Source organism: Streptomyces sp. JK94 (assembly GCF_053613315.1).
In genome coordinates, this window is record NZ_JBSICH010000007.1 from 56,663 (window position 1) to 71,868 (window position 15,206).

Consider the following 15,206-nt stretch of genomic DNA (forward strand, 5'->3'; position numbering starts at 1 on the left):
CAGAGCCTCCACTTCCTCCTCCGGCGGGGCTGCTCGGCCGGCCGTGGGGCTGCGTGATGTGGTGCGTGGGGCTGCGTGACCTGGTGCGTGGGGCTGCGTGATGTGGTGCGTGGGGCTGCGTGACCCGGTGCGCAGGGGCTTGGCCTGGCCCGTGGGCCACCGACCTGGCCTGCGCGGCTGCTCGACTTGGCGAGCCGGGGTCAGACCAGACGCACCGGCTTCTCCGGCCGTATGCCGAGCTCGGTCATCCAGGAGCGCAGGGGCCCCGGGTCGCCGGACTCGACGAGGCTTCGGACGCAGGGGGCCAGCTCGACGGCTCGGGCGCCGTCGACCAGGAGGGACGGTCCGTCGAGCCAGTCGAGGCCCGGGGCCGCGCCGGCGGTGTCCATGGCCGCGCAGCACACCATCGCGGTGATGTGGGCGGTGAGGATCTCCCGGGCGGTGCGCGGGGGCTGCAGGGGGAGGAGGGGGAGCGCCCGGTCGTCCCAGAGAGCGGCCGTGTCGGGGCCGGCCGGGGCGGGGGCGGGGGCGGGGCCCGGTGGCGGGGGCGGGGTGTCGGCTCCTGTCCCTGCCCCTGTGGCGCCGCCTGCTCCGGTGGGCTGGGCCGCCGCCTCCTCGCGGGCCAGCTGGGCACTGAGCCCGGCCGCCAGGGCCGCTCCGGGGGCGGTGGTGCCGGCGAGGTCGTCATCGTCGTCGAGGGGGTGGTGGTTCGGGTGGTTCAGGTGGTTCGGGTGGTTCGGGTGGTCGAGGCTGTCCTGGAGGCCCGGGTGATCCGGGTGATCCGGGTGATCCGGGTGATCCGGGTGATCCGGGTGATCCCGGTGATCCCGGTGGTACGGGTCCTGCTCGTCGTACGCCCGGTACGAGCCGTCGGCGTGCTCGCGTAGGCCGGTCACGATCTCCCGGGGACCGTCGGCCAACGGGACGGGGGCCGACGGGACGGGGGCCGACGGGACGGGGGCCGACGGGACGGGGGACGTCGGGGCGGGGGACGTCGGGGCGGGGGACGTCGTGAGGTGGTCCAGGACGCGGGCCAGGGTCGGGCCGTCCGTGCCCGGTGCGGCGTCTTCGGTGGCGGCGCGGCGGACGCCCAGGGTGTCCAGGACGCGGTGGAGGCGGGCCGCGTCCGTGCGCCAGGTGCGGTCGACGACCTCCTCGGGATAGTCGTCCCAGCCCACCGGTGCCCAGTCCGGACCCGTTTCGGCGGGCCCTCCGTGGAAGAGGCGCGCGGCGAGGAGGGAAACCGCCTCGTCCATCACCCCGGGCTCCTCCAGCAGGTCGCAGGCGGGACGCTCGCCCAGACGGGAGGCGAAGCCCTCGGCCAGGCGGTCGCGGCGGGACAGCTCCGTCAGGGCGGCGACCACGCCCACGTCCAGCCGGGAGGGCCAGCGGCCCATCCGCCAGGCGGGCAGCGCGACCCGGGTCAGCAGCCGGTCCCAGCCCGCGTAGGCGAGCCCGACCTGTTCCTGCGCGACGATCCGCAGGCCGTAGTCCACAGCCTGGGCACGCTCGGCGGCCGCCGCGGCGACTCCGCGCTCCATTTCCGCCGCGTGCACACGGCAGCTGCGCAGCAGGAGCCGGCACACCCGGCCGAGCCCCGCGTACACCGCGCGGGACAGCGGGTCGCGCCGCCCGCCCGACGAGGCCACCGCGACCGCGGCGTCCAGGCCCCGTATGAAGCGGCGGGCCGCGGCTATGTCGGGGTGGGCGGAGGGGCCCGTGCCGGCGACGACCGGGGCGAGGACCGCGCGCAGTTCTCCGACGCGCATCCACCAGAGGAAGGGTGAGCCGATGACGAGGACGGGCGCGGTGGGAGCCCGGCCCAGGGCGCCACCGGCGACGTCGTCGTGCTCCTCGGCCGGGGGCGGGCCGTGGGCCGGGTGGGTGCGGTCCTCCAGCCAGCTGTCGCAGTCCGGCGTGAGCGCTATCGCCGAGGGGGCCGGCACGTCGAGCCGGTCGGCCAGGTCGCGCACCATCCGGTAGAGGTCCGGCGCCGACTCCTCGGCGATCGTGACCGTGGGGGTCACCGCGGGCCGGGAGCGGGCGACGACCAGGGCGACACCGGCGGCGGCCGGCAGAACGACAAGCGCCAGCACGACGACGGCCCGGCGGACGACGTCCCACCCCTCGCCCGCGAGGTGCCCGGTGGAGTCGCCCACGAGCAGGATCACGGCGGCTGCGGCGGGCAGCAGGGCCACGGCCAGCGCACGGCTGCGGACGCGCAGCACGGCCAGCGCCCGGGAGCGCGCGGCCCGCGCGCCCATCTCCACACCACCGGTACCGGTCACGGCCGGACCTCACCCCCTCCTTGCCGACCTGTCTGTCCTGGGCTGTTCCGCTCTTCTCCCGCTCTTGCTCACTCCCCCACTGTGGCACCCGCCACTGACATCGCAATGCCGGTGGGCCAAGTGCCGGAACGCTTGCGCGGCACCATAGTTGGGACCTCCGTGCCCGTCAGCCGTATGGACCATCGGTCACTCGATGGAATGGCTTTGGGGAAAGGCGGATGACGGACAGCAAAGATCAGGCCCCGGTTCCAGGGAGTGGAACAGGGGCCTGTCGGATGCGGTGCGAAGGTGGTCCTCCGGGGCTGTACTACGCCCCCGTCGCGGCGTCCGCCGCGGCCTTCGCCGCGATGTCCGTGCGGTGCTGGGAGCCGTCCAGGCCGATGCGGGCGACGGCCCGGTAGGCGCGGTCGCGGGCCTCGGTGAGGTCCGTACCGGTGGCGGTGACGGAGAGGACGCGGCCGCCCGCGCTGACCACGGCGTCGCCCTCGTGCCGGGTGCCGGCGTGCAGGACGTAGGCGTGCGGGGCGTCCTCGGCGGCCACCTCGTCGAGGCCGGTGATCGGGTCGCCGGTGCGCGGGGTGCCCGGGTAGTTGTGGGAGGCGACGACCACGGTGACGGCCGCGTCGTCGCTCCAGCGCAGCGGCTCCAGGTCGGCGAGGTTGCCGGTGGCGGCGGCCATCAGCAGCCCGGCGAGCGGGGTCCGCAGGCGGGCCAGCACGACCTGGGTCTCGGGATCACCGAAACGGGCGTTGAACTCGATGACGCGAACGCCGCGCGAGGTGATCGCGAGACCGGCGTAGAGGAGCCCGGAGAAGGGGGTGCCCCGGCGGCGCATCTCGTCGACGGTCGGCTGGAGCACGCTCTCCACGACCTCGTCGGCCAGCTTGGGGTCGGCCCACGGCAGCGGCGAGTACGCCCCCATGCCGCCGGTGTTCGGGCCCTCGTCACCGTCGAGCGCGCGCTTGAAGTCCTGGGCGGGCTGGAGCGGGCGTACGGTCTCGCCGTCGGTGATGGCGAAGAGGGAGACCTCGGGGCCGTCCAGGTACTCCTCGATGACGACGCGGTCGCAGGCCGCCGCGTGCGCCCGGGCCGCCTCGAGGTCGTCGGTGACGACGACGCCCTTGCCGGCGGCCAGCCCGTCGTCCTTGACGACGTACGGGGCGCCGAACGCGTCGAGGGCGGCGTCGGCCTCGGTGGCGTTCGTGCAGACGTAGGAGCGGGCCGTGGGAACTTCGGCGGCGGCCATGACGTCCTTGGCGAAGGCCTTGGAGCCTTCCAGCTCGGCTGCCCGGCCGGACGGGCCGAAGACCGGGATGCCCGCCTCGCGCACGGCGTCGGCGACCCCGGCGACGAGGGGCGCCTCCGGCCCGACCACGACCAGCTCGGCACCGAGCCGCGTGGCCAGCGCCGTCACGGCCGCGCCGTCGAGGGCGTCGACCTGGTGCAGTTCGGCGACCTCGGCGATACCGGCGTTGCCGGGTGCGCAGTGCAGCGCGGTGACGTCGGGGTCGAGGGACAGGGAACGGCACAGGGCGTGTTCGCGGGCGCCGCCGCCGATGACAAGGACCTTCACGGGGTCAGCCTAATGGGAACGGGGCGGGCCGGTTTGTGCGGGCCGCTCAGGGGAGGGGGCGGGGCGGCTTGTGGCTTCCTCCAGTGCCCGTCCCGGGGGCCGGTCGGTCCGGGCCACAAGCGGCGCAGCGCCGGCCCCTTCGGTTGCCCGGTTGCCCGGCCGTGCGGTTGCCCGGCCGTGCGGCTGCCCGGCTGCTCTGCGCCTCGGTCACTCGTGCGCGATCTCCTCGACCACCGTCGCGCCCAGCTCCCGTACCAGCAGTTCCTTGCCGGAGAGGGCCGACTCGTCGAGGTCCGGGTCGTCGTCCTCCGGGATGTCGTCCTCGGGGGAGACCGGACGCCGCTCGGGCGCCGGGGGTGGGGGGGCGGGAGCGGGGGCGGGGGCCCGGTCGGACGCCGGTGCCGGTGTGGCGGGGGCGGACGGCGCGGAGGCCGGAGGCTGGTCCGCGGGGGCGGGCGCCGGCGGACGCGGCGCGGGCGCGCCCCCGCCACCGTTCCCGAACCCACCGCTGTTCCCGAACCCGCCGCCGGGCCCGCCGCCGGGTCCGCCGTATCCGCCGGAGGGGCCGGCAGGGGACGGGGGAGCCGAACCGCCTGAGGGGTCGACGACCGCCTCGATCTTCCACTGCACGTGGAACTGCTCGGTCAGGGCCTGTCGCAGCACGTCCTCGCTGCCGCTGCTCAGGAAGTTGTCGCGAGCACCGGCGTTGACGAAGCCGATCTGGAGGGAGGTGCCGTCGAAGCCGGTCACCTGGGCGTTCTGGCTGAGCAGGATCCAGGTGAAACGGCGCCGGTTCTTGACCGCCTCCAGGATGTTGGGCCAGATCGAGCGGGGGTCGACTCCGGAGCCCGGCGGCGGGGAGGCGGCGGGTGCGGGTGCGGGTGCGGCGGCCGCCGGCGCGGGGGCCGCCGCGGGTGCCGGGGGGGCGGCCGGAGCCGCGGGGGAAGTGGAGTCGGCCGGCGTCCCGGGCCGTCCGCCGCCCGCGGGTGCCGCCGTGGGCCACCCGCCGGGGCGGCGCCCGCCGCCCGCGGGAGCCGCGGTCGGCCAGGCACCGGGCGCGGGCCCCGAGGGGGGCGCCGCGGCCGGAGTGCCGGAGGGTGCGGCGGGAGGGGCCGTGGCAGACGCGGCAGGCGCGGCAGGCATGGCAGGGGCAGGCGCGGCGGCGGCTGGGGAAGGCGCCGGGGCGGCCGGAGGCTGTCCCACTCCGGCGGGGCCACTCTCACCGGGAGAAGAAGCGGTACCGGGAGAAGAAGCGATCCCGGCAGGGGAAACGGCACCGGTGGCGGGGCCCGAGGGCGACTCGCCCGGGCCTGCCCCACCGCCGCCGGGCCCGGGAGCCCGGACCGCCGCCCGGGCCGCGGCGGGCCCGCCACCGGGCGGGACCGGAGCCACGGTCGCGGCGGCCGGGGCGCGCCCGGCCCCGGGGTGCGCCTCGGGGCCGGGCGCGTACCCCATGGCGGGCGCCCCGGTGCCCGCGGAGAACTGCACACCGCGCTCGATCCGGTCCAGCCGGGCCATCACCGAACGCTCGTCGCCGTACGCGGCGGGCAGCAGCACGCGCGCGCAGATCAGCTCCAGCTGGAGGCGGGGCGAGTGGGCGCCGCGCATCTCGGTGAGCCCCTCGTTGACGATGTCGGCGGCGCGGCTCAGCTCGGCGGCGCCGAAGGACCGCGCCTGGGCCTGCATCCGCTCGACGACGTCGGCCGGGGCGTCGATGAGCCCCTTCTCCCCCGCGTCGGGCACCGCGGCGAGGATCACCAGGTCGCGGAGGCGCTCCAGCAGGTCGGTGACGAAGCGCCGCGGGTCGTTGCCGCCCTCGATGACCCGGTCCACGACCCCGAAGGCGGCCGAGCCGTCCCCCGTGACGAACGCCTCGACGACGGAGTCGAGCAGCGAGCCGTCCGTGTAGCCGAGCAGGGCGGTCGTCATGTCGTACGTCACACCGTCCGCGCCGGCGCCCGCGAGGAGCTGGTCCATGACGGACATGGAGTCGCGGACGGAGCCCGCGCCGGCCCGCACGACCAGCGGCAGCACGCCGTCCTCGACCGGGATCTCCTCCTTGCCGCACACCTCGGCGAGGTAGTCGCGCAGGGTGCCCGGCGGCACGAGACGGAAGGGGTAGTGATGGGTCCGCGACCGGATGGTCCCGATGACCTTCTCGGGCTCGGTGGTCGCGAAGATGAACTTCAGGTGCTCCGGGGGCTCCTCGACGACCTTCAGCAGCGCGTTGAAGCCCTGTGGCGAGACCATGTGGGCCTCGTCGATGATGTAGATCTTGTACCGGCTGGAGGCGGGCCCGAAGAAGGCCTTCTCCCGCAGGTCACGGGCGTCGTCCACGCCTCCGTGCGAGGCGGCGTCGATCTCGATGACGTCGATGGAACCCGGTCCGTTGCGCGCGAGGTCGCGACAGGACTGGCACTCGCCGCACGGTGTCGGCGTCGGGCCCTGCTCGCAGTTCAGACAGCGCGCCAGGATGCGGGCGCTGGTCGTCTTGCCACAGCCGCGCGGACCGCTGAACAGGTACGCGTGATTGACCCGGTTGTTCCGCAGCGCCTGCTGCAGCGGGTCAGTGACATGCCCCTGCCCGATGACCTCGGCGAAGGACTCCGGGCGGTAACGGCGGTAGAGCGCGAGAGACGACACGCATACGAGGTTATAGGCGCCCACCGACAACCGGATCGCCCCGTGAACCGCCACCCCGCGAACGCAGACGCCCCCCACGCACCCGCCAGAGCCGACCTACCCTTGCTGCCTTCCGGCCCTGGGGGAGTTCAGTCAGATAGCGCCGCGTGAGGGGCTGAGCCACACGTTACCCGATCCGGGGGCCCGAGAACGAGTTCGCAAGCACTCTCCGACGTCATGTAATGTTTGCCGCGGAGGATTCGCCTAGAGGCCTAGGGCGCACGCTTGGAAAGCGTGTTGGGGGCAACCCCTCACGAGTTCGAATCTCGTATCCTCCGCCATTGCTCTCACCGGGCAATACGTCGAAGGCCCCCGCAGCTTGCTGCGGGGGCCTTCGACGTTCATCGGGCGCGGTGCCGAGGGCGGGGTCGCCGGGGGTGGCTGGGCGCGCCTACTGCGTGTCGGCCCTGCTCGTGCGCCGGCTCCGCAGCTCCGCGTACCTCGAGCGCATAGCGGTGCTCGCGGCGGGGCCGGCAGCGAAGAAGAAGGCCTCGCTGTCATCGAGGCTTCTCCCCGTGCGGGCGTCCACCACGACCGGCTCGACCTCTTCGCCGCTGGCGGCGTCCACCAAGATCATGGATCGCTCCTGCGGTGCCAGGTGCCGGTTCCCCCAGGCCGCCAGGGCCAGGATCACGGGCCGGAGGGATCGGCCCCGCTCGGTGAGGACGTACTCGTAACGGAGTGGCTTGTCCTGGTAGGGCCGCCGTTCCAGCAGACCGTCCTCGACCAGCATCTTCAGCCGTGCGGTGAGCATGCTCGTGGAGATGTCCAGATTCCGCTGGAACTGGTCGAAGCGCGTGAAGCCGTCGAAGGCGTCATGCAGGATCAGCAAAGTCCACCACTCGCCGACATGCTGCACCGTCGTGGACAACGGACACTCCCGGTCCTCCAGCCGTACGCGACTCGGCATGCCGTCCTCCTGAGGTTACTGCTAATGTAGAAGTTACTGACTTCAATTTTAGCAGTTGCCGCGTGCTGCGGTGATGCGCGCACGCCGGGCGAGGCACGCGCGTACCCGGCACCGGCAGCAGCCGCCTCCCGCGCTGCTTCGCACCGGCATACAGGAGAACCAGTGACCGAGAGCCCGACGTCGATCGACCTCACCAACCTGCCCGAAGCGATCACCCGGTACCTGACGGGCCGCGCCGCCAAAGACGCCTCCGCCGCCGCGCCGGCCTTCGCGGCGCACGCCACCGTCACCGACGACGGACACACCTACGAGGGGAGTGAGGCCGTTACCCGATGGCTCGGGCAGACCGACACCGAGTACAGCTACACCACCACGATCACCGGTGCCGAACGCAACGCGCCCGACCGGTACACCCTCCACCAGCACCTCGAGGGGAACTTCCCCGGCGGGACGGTCGACCTGCGCTGCCGCTTCGTCCTGACTCACGGACTGATCAGCGAACTCAGCATCGCCCCCTGACCAGCCGCCCGCCACTTCCTGCGCACCCGATATCCGACAGGAGCACGCACAGCATGAGGACCTGGCTCATCACCGGCGGCACCCCCGGCGGATTCGGCATGGCCTACGCCGACGCCGCCCTGGAACTGGGCGACAACGTCGTCCTCACCGCCCGCCGCCCCCACCTGCTCGACGACTGGGCCGCCCGCCACGGCGACCGGGTGCTCGTCCACCCCCTGGACGTCACCGACGCACCGCAGACCCACCAGGTCGTCCGGGCCGCCGAAGACCGCTTCGGCCGTATCGACGTCCTGGTCAACAACGCCGGCCGGGGATGGTACGGCTCCGTCGAGGGCACGCCCGACAGTGACGTCAGGTCCTCCTTCGAGCTGAACTTCTTCTCCGTCACCCAGATGCTCCGCGTCGTTCTGCCGGGCATGCGAGAGCGCCGCAGTGGGTGGATCATCAACATGTCCTCCGTCGCCGGACTGCGCAGCGTGCCGGGCTTCGGCTACTACAGCGCCGCCAAGTACGCCGTCGAAGGGCTCACCGAGGCGTTGCGCCACGAGGTGGCCCCGTTCGGCATCAAGGTCCTGGCCGTGGCGCCGGGCGCTTTTCGCACCCACGCCTACGCGTCATTCACCGACGAAGCGGTGAGCGAGACGGTCGACGCCTACCTGCCTTTGATCCACTCCGTCCGTTCCTCCATGATCGAACGGGACGGTCGGCAGCCCGGTGACCCTCACCGCGGAGTGCGCGCCGTCCTGGACGCCATGAACAGCCCCACCCCGCCTCGCCGTATCGTCCTCGGCGCCGACGGCTACGCCGCCGTCCAGGAACAACTGACGGACATGGTGGCAGAACTGCGCTCTTTCGAAGCCGCCTCGCGCAGCGCGGACTTCCCCCCTTACTCCCCGAGGGCCCTACAGGACTGACTCGAGGCGCCGTCAGCAGATGAGTGCACGGCCGGAAGCGGGAAGGGCCGCGTCGCGCCCTCTCCGGCCGACCAGACGAAGCGGGAGGTCTCGCCCAAGGCCGACGGAGAGGGGGTCGTGCCGCGGGTGCTCCGCTTCACCCGCGGCACGATGCAGGGGTGAAGGACAGGGCGCCCCTCGTGGACTTTACGCGGGCGAAAGGGGCATGACCGGTGAAGTCGCCGACTGCCCGGAATCGATTCCGAGTTTCCGCCAAGTCGGCCGTTCGGGCCGGCCGCCGGTACGGGCCGGTCTCCTCGCCGGGCGGTCGGCGCTGACCTCGGGAGTGTGCCCTAACGCGGGGGGTGAGGGGGTCGTCGCGCACCGTTGCCGACGGGGCGGAGCGGGGCGGGCTTCCTGGGTGGGAAGGGGTCAACCTGGCAGTTCGCTCGCTACCGGACAGTAGCGTGAATGTGGCGCAATTCTCTCTCTCTGGGACGTCACCCTGTCACCATCAACGCCATCCAAGAACCAGGCGTCCGGACTGCGGCGGGGGGCGTAGCCATGGGACTGCTCGGCGACGAACTCGCTTTCGCGCAGGCACTGACCGTCCAGGAGCACGAGGGCGTGATGGCCCTCGGGAACCGGAAGCGCTACCAGGCCGACACCCACCTCCTGACCGAGGGCGACCGGTCCAGTCACGTCCTGATAGTCCTCCGGGGATGGGTGACCGTCTCCGTCGCGACGGACCGGGGTGCCACCCGGCTGATACTCGGTCTGCGCGGCCCCGGTGAGCTGCTCGGCGAGATGGCCGCGCTGGACCGCCACCCCCGCAGCGCCACGCCCGCCGGGTCGCCGCCGCCACCTCCGCCGCCGAGCCGCCCTCCCGACCGGACGACGGTTTCGAGCAGGCGCTGCGGCTCAAGCGCGCGGCGCCCGCCGCCCCCTCGGCGTCCGGGACGGGGGCGGCGGCCGGGGAGGACGACGGCGGGGTGCTCTGCCCGTACTGCCTGGAAACCATCCGGCTCGACCTCTCGGCGCTGTTCGTCACCGACAGCAGGATGCAGTACCGGCCCCTGGACCCGGCGGGCATCGGCAACGCCCTGCGCCGGCAGGACGTCATGCGCGGCGCCGTCCAGAAGTGCACGGCCGACCCGGACTTCCCCGAGCACTACATCCCGGTGCCGTACCTCACCTACGGGCGTCCGCTGACCGTCGCGATGGTCGGCCAGTCCGCCACCGGCAAGAGCCATCTGCTGACCCAGATGATCGCGGCCGTCACCGACGGCGGTCTGGAGCCGTTCGGGCTCAAGTGGCAGTCCGTCAGCCCCGAGCAGCACGCCCGTTTCGTACGGGAGCGGGTGCAGCCGCTGCGCAACGGGAGGGTCCTGGACCACACCGGCACGGTCGGCCTGGACGGCTTCGCCCGCTTCGTGGAGTCCCTGCTGATCACCGACCCCCACGGGCGGGTACGTCCGGTCGCCTTCTTCGACCTGGGCGGTGAGGACCTCGTACGGACCGACGCGGCGCTGCGGTTCCTGCTCGGCATCGACGCCCTGGTCTTCGTCGTCGACCCGGTCATGGCCTTTCCCCTGCCCCACCTGGACCACCTCAGGGAACGCCTGATGGTGGAGGTGAACCGGGACGGCGACCTCGCCTTCGGCACCGTCCTGGACCGGTTGCCGAAGACCGGCCCGTACCTGGACGTGGCGGCGGCGGTGGTGCTCGGCAAGGCGGACCTGCTCAGGTTCGAGCCGCCCGTCGACCGGTGGCTGGACCGGCCGCCGGCCACCTCGCTGGACCCCGCGCTGATCCGGGAGGAGAGCCGGGACGTCCACCGGTTGCTGCACCGGCACGCCGGCCAGGCGTGGTTGCGTCCCTTCGACGCGATCCGCCGCTGCACCCTGCACGTCGCCTCCGCCACCGGCGGCCAGGAGGACGGCGGACGCTACCCGGCCGGGGCCGGCCCCCGGCGGGTGCTGGAGCCCCTGCTGTCGCTGTTCGCGATGCACGGGCTCATCGAGGTACCCGGCGGCGCCGAGACGTTCGCCCTGGGTGCGGCGCCGGCGTTCGAGACGGTGCCGGTGGAGGACGCCCGAGGAGGAGAGCGGACATGAGCGAGGCGCAGAGCGGGTTCCCGGGCCGCGGGGAAGCGGCGGCCCCGCACGGACCGGACGGCGGCGCCGGCTCGGTGCACCAGGTCGTCTTCCGGTGGGAAGGCAACCACGGCCGCCAGGGCACCGGCATGAACGCCGTCGCCCGTTCCTGCACGGCCGAGCGGGCCGGGGAACTGGGCCGGGAGCTGGGCCCGCTGCTGTGGGTGTCCGGCGCCGCCGCCTCACGGCCGAGCACCGTGCGCACCCTGTCCCGCGACGGGGACGTCATGCTGGTCCGGCGCTGGCCCACCACCGACCCGGGCGGACGGCCCAGCACGGTCAGCCATGTCCTGGTCGGCGACCCGGGAACCCTGAAGACCCGTCAGTGCCTCGCCCTCGCCTACGGCGACTGGGGCACCCGGCAGGAGGCCGCCGAGACGGTGTCCGGACGGCAGCGCCCGGTCGACTGCGCGCATCTCGACCGGCTGGCCCGCGCCCGGCTGCCGCAGATGCTGGAGCGGTTGCCGACGGTCAGGGAGACGCTGACCGTGGTCGCCGCGGAGTGGCTGCGCGACCCGGCGCAGCGGGTGTCGCTGCTGGCGGAGCCCGGGGAGCACCGGCCCGGCCGTCCCGACGGCGACGAGGCCGCGCTGGTCTACCTGGGGCTGTTCCTGCTCTTCGGGGCGTGGCTGGGACGGGAGTGGACGTTCGCGACCTACGACGTGGTGGACACCCACCCGCTGCGGCTGATGTGCGTCCCGCGCTGGGAGTCGGACACCGGCGGGGCCGGCCCGCTGGCCCGGGTGAGCGGCCTTCCCGTGTCCGGTCCCCGCTTCGAGCACCGGGCGGCCGACCTGCTGGTCGACCACCTCCTCGCGCACCCGGAGGCGCCTGCCGGGGTGCCGCACCTGGTCCGGGCGTTCCCGGACGGAGCGGCCCTGGACTGGACGCGGCGGCGCGAACGGCTCCGGGACATCCTCGGCACCGACCGGCTCCTCCCGCACGCCGTGGTCCCCGCTCGGTCCCAGGCCCCGGCCCAGGCCTCAGCCCAGGCCCCGGCCCAGGCCTCAGCCCCGGCCCAGTCCCAGCCGCACGCCGCGGCTCCGGCGGCCCACTCCACTTCCAGACCCGGATGCCGGCCCCGGCACCCGCGGTCCCGGAAAGGGACCAGGACCAGGACTCGGAACGGGAGACGCTCCCTCCCGGTCCGTACTCCGGCCCCCGGTCCGCCCGCCCGCTCCCGGACCCCCCTCCGCACCCGTCCCCGGCACCACCGCCGGACGCGGCCCCGCCGGCGGAACCACCGGCCCACGACCCCGCCCACGACCCCGCCCACGACTTCGACCCCGCCCACGGCCCGCACCAGGCCGGACGAACCGGACACCGAGCGCCGGATCACGCTCAGGACCTCGAGACGTACGCCCTGCGCCAGGAGCTGCGGGACGCCCAGCGCAGGGACCCCGTGCGGCGCGAGGTCGTGAGGACACGGCTGCGCGCGCTGCCCGACGAGCCACTGGTGCGGGAACTGCGCTCCGACGACCTGCCCCAGGACTCCGTGGACCTCCTGCTCGACGAACTGGGCGACCCCCACCGCCTCCGGACGCGCCAGGAGGCGACCCGGCACGCCCTGTGCGACCACGTGCTCCGGAAGAACCTGTACTTCACCCCGTACGGACAGCCCGAGGCGAACGTGTCGAGGGCGGTCATGGCGGACCGCGCGGCCGCACTCTTCACCTGGGCCGTCGTCCCGCTCGCGCACGACAAGCGCTACCTGTCCGACCTGCGGGAGCTGCTGCACCGCATGCTCCGGGACCCCAGCGTCACCGCCGGCAACTGGCTCCACAAGGCCATCGTCGCTCCGGCGGGCGGCCAGGTGCCCGATCTCCCGCCCGCGTTGTGGCAGCAGATCGTGAGCGACGCGCTGCAACGCACCACCGGCCCCTCGGCGGTCGTCCCTCCGGTCGCGGCGGGGGCCGCGGCGCCGTCCCCGCGGCCGGCCCCGGAGGCCGGCCCCGAGCGGCCCGACCTCACGGCCCGGCTCACCGAGTTGCTGAACAACAATCCCGGTTGCCTGCTGGGGGTCCTCGGAGGGCTGGTCGCCGTACTCGTCGGCATCGTGGTGCTCGTCGTCTGACGCCGTACTCCTCCTGCCCCTGCCCCCTGCCCCCTCTCCCCTGCCTCCTGCCTCCTACCTCTCGATCCGTATCCGCCTCGACTCGCTCACCTGGTCGATTTCCGACACCCGGACCGTCGTCCGCATCGTCCAGGTGCCGGGGAGGGGCAGGGTGAGGGAGTTGGCGCTCCAGTAGCCGCCCCGGTCGACGAGCTCCGCGTGGACCGGGCCCACCCCGCGCTCGGGCAGCGTGAAGGACAGACGCAGTTCGGGTACGGCGGCCAGGCTGCCGTCGGGGCCGAAGACGACGGCCTGCACCGCGTTGTCGCCGGTGCGGCCGGGGTCCAGGGTGATCTGGACGGTGCCCCGGCCGGAGGAACCGAGGGCGAAGGGGATCGTGGTGACGGACGCGGGCAGCACCCCGCCCGCGGGTGCGGTCCGGGCCGCCTCGTCCGCCGCCCGGCCCGGCAGGGTGCCGGTGAGCACGGTCGTGACCGCCAGGACGACGCCCGCGACGGCGGCCTCGGCCAGCACGGACCGGCGCAGCCCCCGGCGGTGGGCGTCCCGGGCGGCGGGCGACTCCGGCGCCGGTTCCGGCCTCGGCTCCGGCTCCGGCTCCGGTGTCGGTGTCGGCTCCGGTGTCGGTGTCGGTTTGGGCTCCGGCCCCGGCGTCTCCGGCACCCGGGACGGTGAGCCGCCCACCGCCGCCGGAACCGGCACCCGCACCGGAACCGGCGTCCGCTCACGCAGGCGCCCGCGCTCGCGCCTCCGCTCGCTCACGCCCCCAGCCGCCCCCGTCACCGCGGCCCCCGCCACCTCCGTCTTCGCCGCCCCCGTCTCCCCAGCCCTCACCGTCCCCGTCTCCGCCACCTCCGCCACCTCCGCCACCTCTGTCTCCGCCGCCTCCGTCTCCGCCGGCACCAGTGCGGAGGTCCACCGCCGGGAGACCGCCGCCGCGGCCAGCAGCACGGCCACCAGGGCCAGTTTGGCGAGCAGCAGCCTGCCGTACGCCGTCCCGGTGAGCGCCGCCCAGGAACCGAGGCCGCGCCAGGACTGGTAGACGCCGGTGACGGCCAGGACGGTCACGGAGGTGGCGGCGACCCGGGAGAAGCGGGCGACCGTGGCGCCGTCCGGCCGGGCGCGCAGGGTCACCAGCAGGGCCACCAGGCCGCCGAGCCACACCGCGGTCGCCAGCAGATGCAGCACGGACGACGCCACCGCCGCCGGCACCTGGAGCCCGGCGGCGGCGTGTTCGGCGCCGGCCCAGGTCAGGGCGAGGCCGACCGCCAGCGCGGTGCCCGCCGCGGCGGCGAGGGGAGCGCGCTCCCGGTGACGGCCCCCGCGGGCCACGCGGGCGAGGAACAGCCCGACCGGCACCAGCAGCGCCAGCCTGACCAGCAGCAGCACACCGGGCCGGGTCGTCAGGGTGGCGCCGAGCGCGCCGGCGTCGAGGGCCGCCGACGGTCCCGCCCCCGCCTCGTACGGAGCCCGCAGCACCAGCAGGGCTGCGGTCGCCCCCAGCAGCGTCCACCAGCCCGCCCGCAGCGGCCGGCGCAGCGGGGCGGGGTCCGGCGGGCGGCACAGGGCGACGAAGGCGGCCGTGCCGATGAGCAGGGCGGCGGCCAGGTAGGAGAGGTACCGGGCGGCCTTGTGGAGGGCGGCGGTCAGCGGGTCCTCGGTGGGGCCGGTGTCCACCGGCGCCGTCGTCGCGGAGGGCTCGCCGACCGAGAAGGTGAAGGCGCCGGAGACGGGGTGGCTGTCCGCCGACACCACCCGCCAGGCCACGGTGTACGTGCCCTCGCCGAGTTCGCCCGGCAGTGCGACGCGGGCCGTGTCGGCACGGCCGTCCGCCCGCCCGGCCTCCGCCGTGCGCACCCGGTGGCCGCCGGGGTCCAGGACGCGGAAGGAGTCGTCGCGCAGGCCGACGGACTCGGTGAAGGTCAGGGTGACGTGGCGGGGTGCCCGTGGGAGGACGGTGCCGTCCCCGGGGTCGGTGGAGCGGAGGGCGGCGTGGGCGGACGCCGGACCCGCACCGCCGAGGACGAGCAGGACCAGCACGGCGCCCAGCAGCACCCGGGTCCGGACCCGCCGCAGGTCCACTCGCATCCGGGCTCCGGCGCGCCCACCGCCAC

At 74.5% G+C, this 15,206-nt stretch carries 10 protein-coding genes, 1 tRNA gene, 1 other RNA gene and 1 pseudogene; 7 read left to right on the forward strand and 6 right to left on the reverse strand.

Annotated features, from left to right (window positions below):
- Positions 1–200: 200 nt before the first annotated feature.
- From ACVV2G_RS06860 to ffs, 4 genes are all read right to left on the reverse strand, one after another.
- Positions 201–2,288, reverse strand: a complete 2,088-nt coding sequence (locus ACVV2G_RS06860; RefSeq protein WP_453841689.1) for a hypothetical protein — start codon at positions 2,286–2,288, stop codon at positions 201–203.
- 307 nt (positions 2,289–2,595) lie between these two features.
- Positions 2,596–3,861, reverse strand: a complete 1,266-nt coding sequence (gene purD / locus ACVV2G_RS06865) for a phosphoribosylamine--glycine ligase (RefSeq protein ID WP_453841690.1) — start codon at positions 3,859–3,861, stop codon at positions 2,596–2,598.
- A gap of 207 nt (positions 3,862–4,068) precedes the next feature.
- On the reverse strand, positions 4,069–6,504 hold the full coding sequence (locus ACVV2G_RS06870) for a DNA polymerase III subunit gamma and tau (protein WP_453841691.1): 2,436 nt from the start codon (positions 6,502–6,504) through the stop codon (positions 4,069–4,071).
- Positions 6,505–6,567: 63 nt separating this feature from the next.
- Positions 6,568–6,662, reverse strand: an RNA gene (gene ffs, locus ACVV2G_RS06875) — signal recognition particle sRNA small type.
- A gap of 74 nt (positions 6,663–6,736) precedes the next feature.
- Between ffs and ACVV2G_RS06880 the strand changes: the two genes are divergently transcribed.
- Positions 6,737–6,824: transfer RNA gene (locus ACVV2G_RS06880), tRNA-Ser, on the forward strand.
- A 110-nt stretch (positions 6,825–6,934) separates the two neighbouring features.
- On the opposite strand, the gene ACVV2G_RS06885 is transcribed toward ACVV2G_RS06880, so the two are convergent.
- Complete coding sequence (locus ACVV2G_RS06885) at positions 6,935–7,453, reverse strand: winged helix-turn-helix transcriptional regulator (RefSeq protein WP_453841692.1); 519 nt, start codon at positions 7,451–7,453, stop codon at positions 6,935–6,937.
- 162 nt (positions 7,454–7,615) lie between these two features.
- Here ACVV2G_RS06885 and ACVV2G_RS06890 point away from each other — a divergent pair, with 162 nt between their 5' ends.
- The 6 genes and pseudogenes from ACVV2G_RS06890 (at position 7,616) to ACVV2G_RS06915 (ending at position 13,095) form a co-directional block, all read left to right on the forward strand.
- The gene (locus tag ACVV2G_RS06890; RefSeq protein ID WP_453841693.1) at positions 7,616–7,972 is read left to right on the forward strand and encodes a nuclear transport factor 2 family protein; all 357 of its coding nucleotides are present in this window, start codon (positions 7,616–7,618) and stop codon (positions 7,970–7,972) included.
- Between the two features lie 53 nt (positions 7,973–8,025).
- Positions 8,026–8,886 carry an SDR family NAD(P)-dependent oxidoreductase gene (locus ACVV2G_RS06895; RefSeq protein WP_453841694.1) on the forward strand — a complete coding sequence of 287 codons (861 nt, stop codon included), beginning with the start codon at positions 8,026–8,028 and terminating at the stop codon, positions 8,884–8,886.
- A 609-nt stretch (positions 8,887–9,495) separates the two neighbouring features.
- Positions 9,496–9,648: pseudogene (locus tag ACVV2G_RS06900) on the forward strand (Crp/Fnr family transcriptional regulator); the annotation flags it as partial.
- 209 nt (positions 9,649–9,857) lie between these two features.
- Entirely contained in the window at positions 9,858–10,982 is a 1,125-nt protein-coding gene (locus ACVV2G_RS06905) for a hypothetical protein (protein WP_453842057.1), read from the forward strand.
- Positions 10,979–12,442, forward strand: coding sequence for a hypothetical protein (locus ACVV2G_RS06910; RefSeq protein WP_453841695.1), 1,464 nt, complete (start codon positions 10,979–10,981; stop codon positions 12,440–12,442). The genes ACVV2G_RS06905 and ACVV2G_RS06910 overlap by 4 nt, the downstream gene beginning before the upstream one ends.
- Entirely contained in the window at positions 12,424–13,095 is a 672-nt protein-coding gene (locus tag ACVV2G_RS06915) for a hypothetical protein (RefSeq protein ID WP_453841696.1), read from the forward strand. The genes ACVV2G_RS06910 and ACVV2G_RS06915 overlap by 19 nt, the downstream gene beginning before the upstream one ends.
- Before the next feature lie 54 nt (positions 13,096–13,149).
- Here the strand turns inward: ACVV2G_RS06915 and ACVV2G_RS06920 are convergent, their stop codons facing one another.
- Positions 13,150–15,147 (reverse strand): copper resistance CopC/CopD family protein, encoded by a 1,998-nt coding sequence (locus ACVV2G_RS06920; protein WP_453842041.1) that lies wholly within the window; start codon positions 15,145–15,147, stop codon positions 13,150–13,152.
- Positions 15,148–15,206 lie beyond the last annotated feature (59 nt).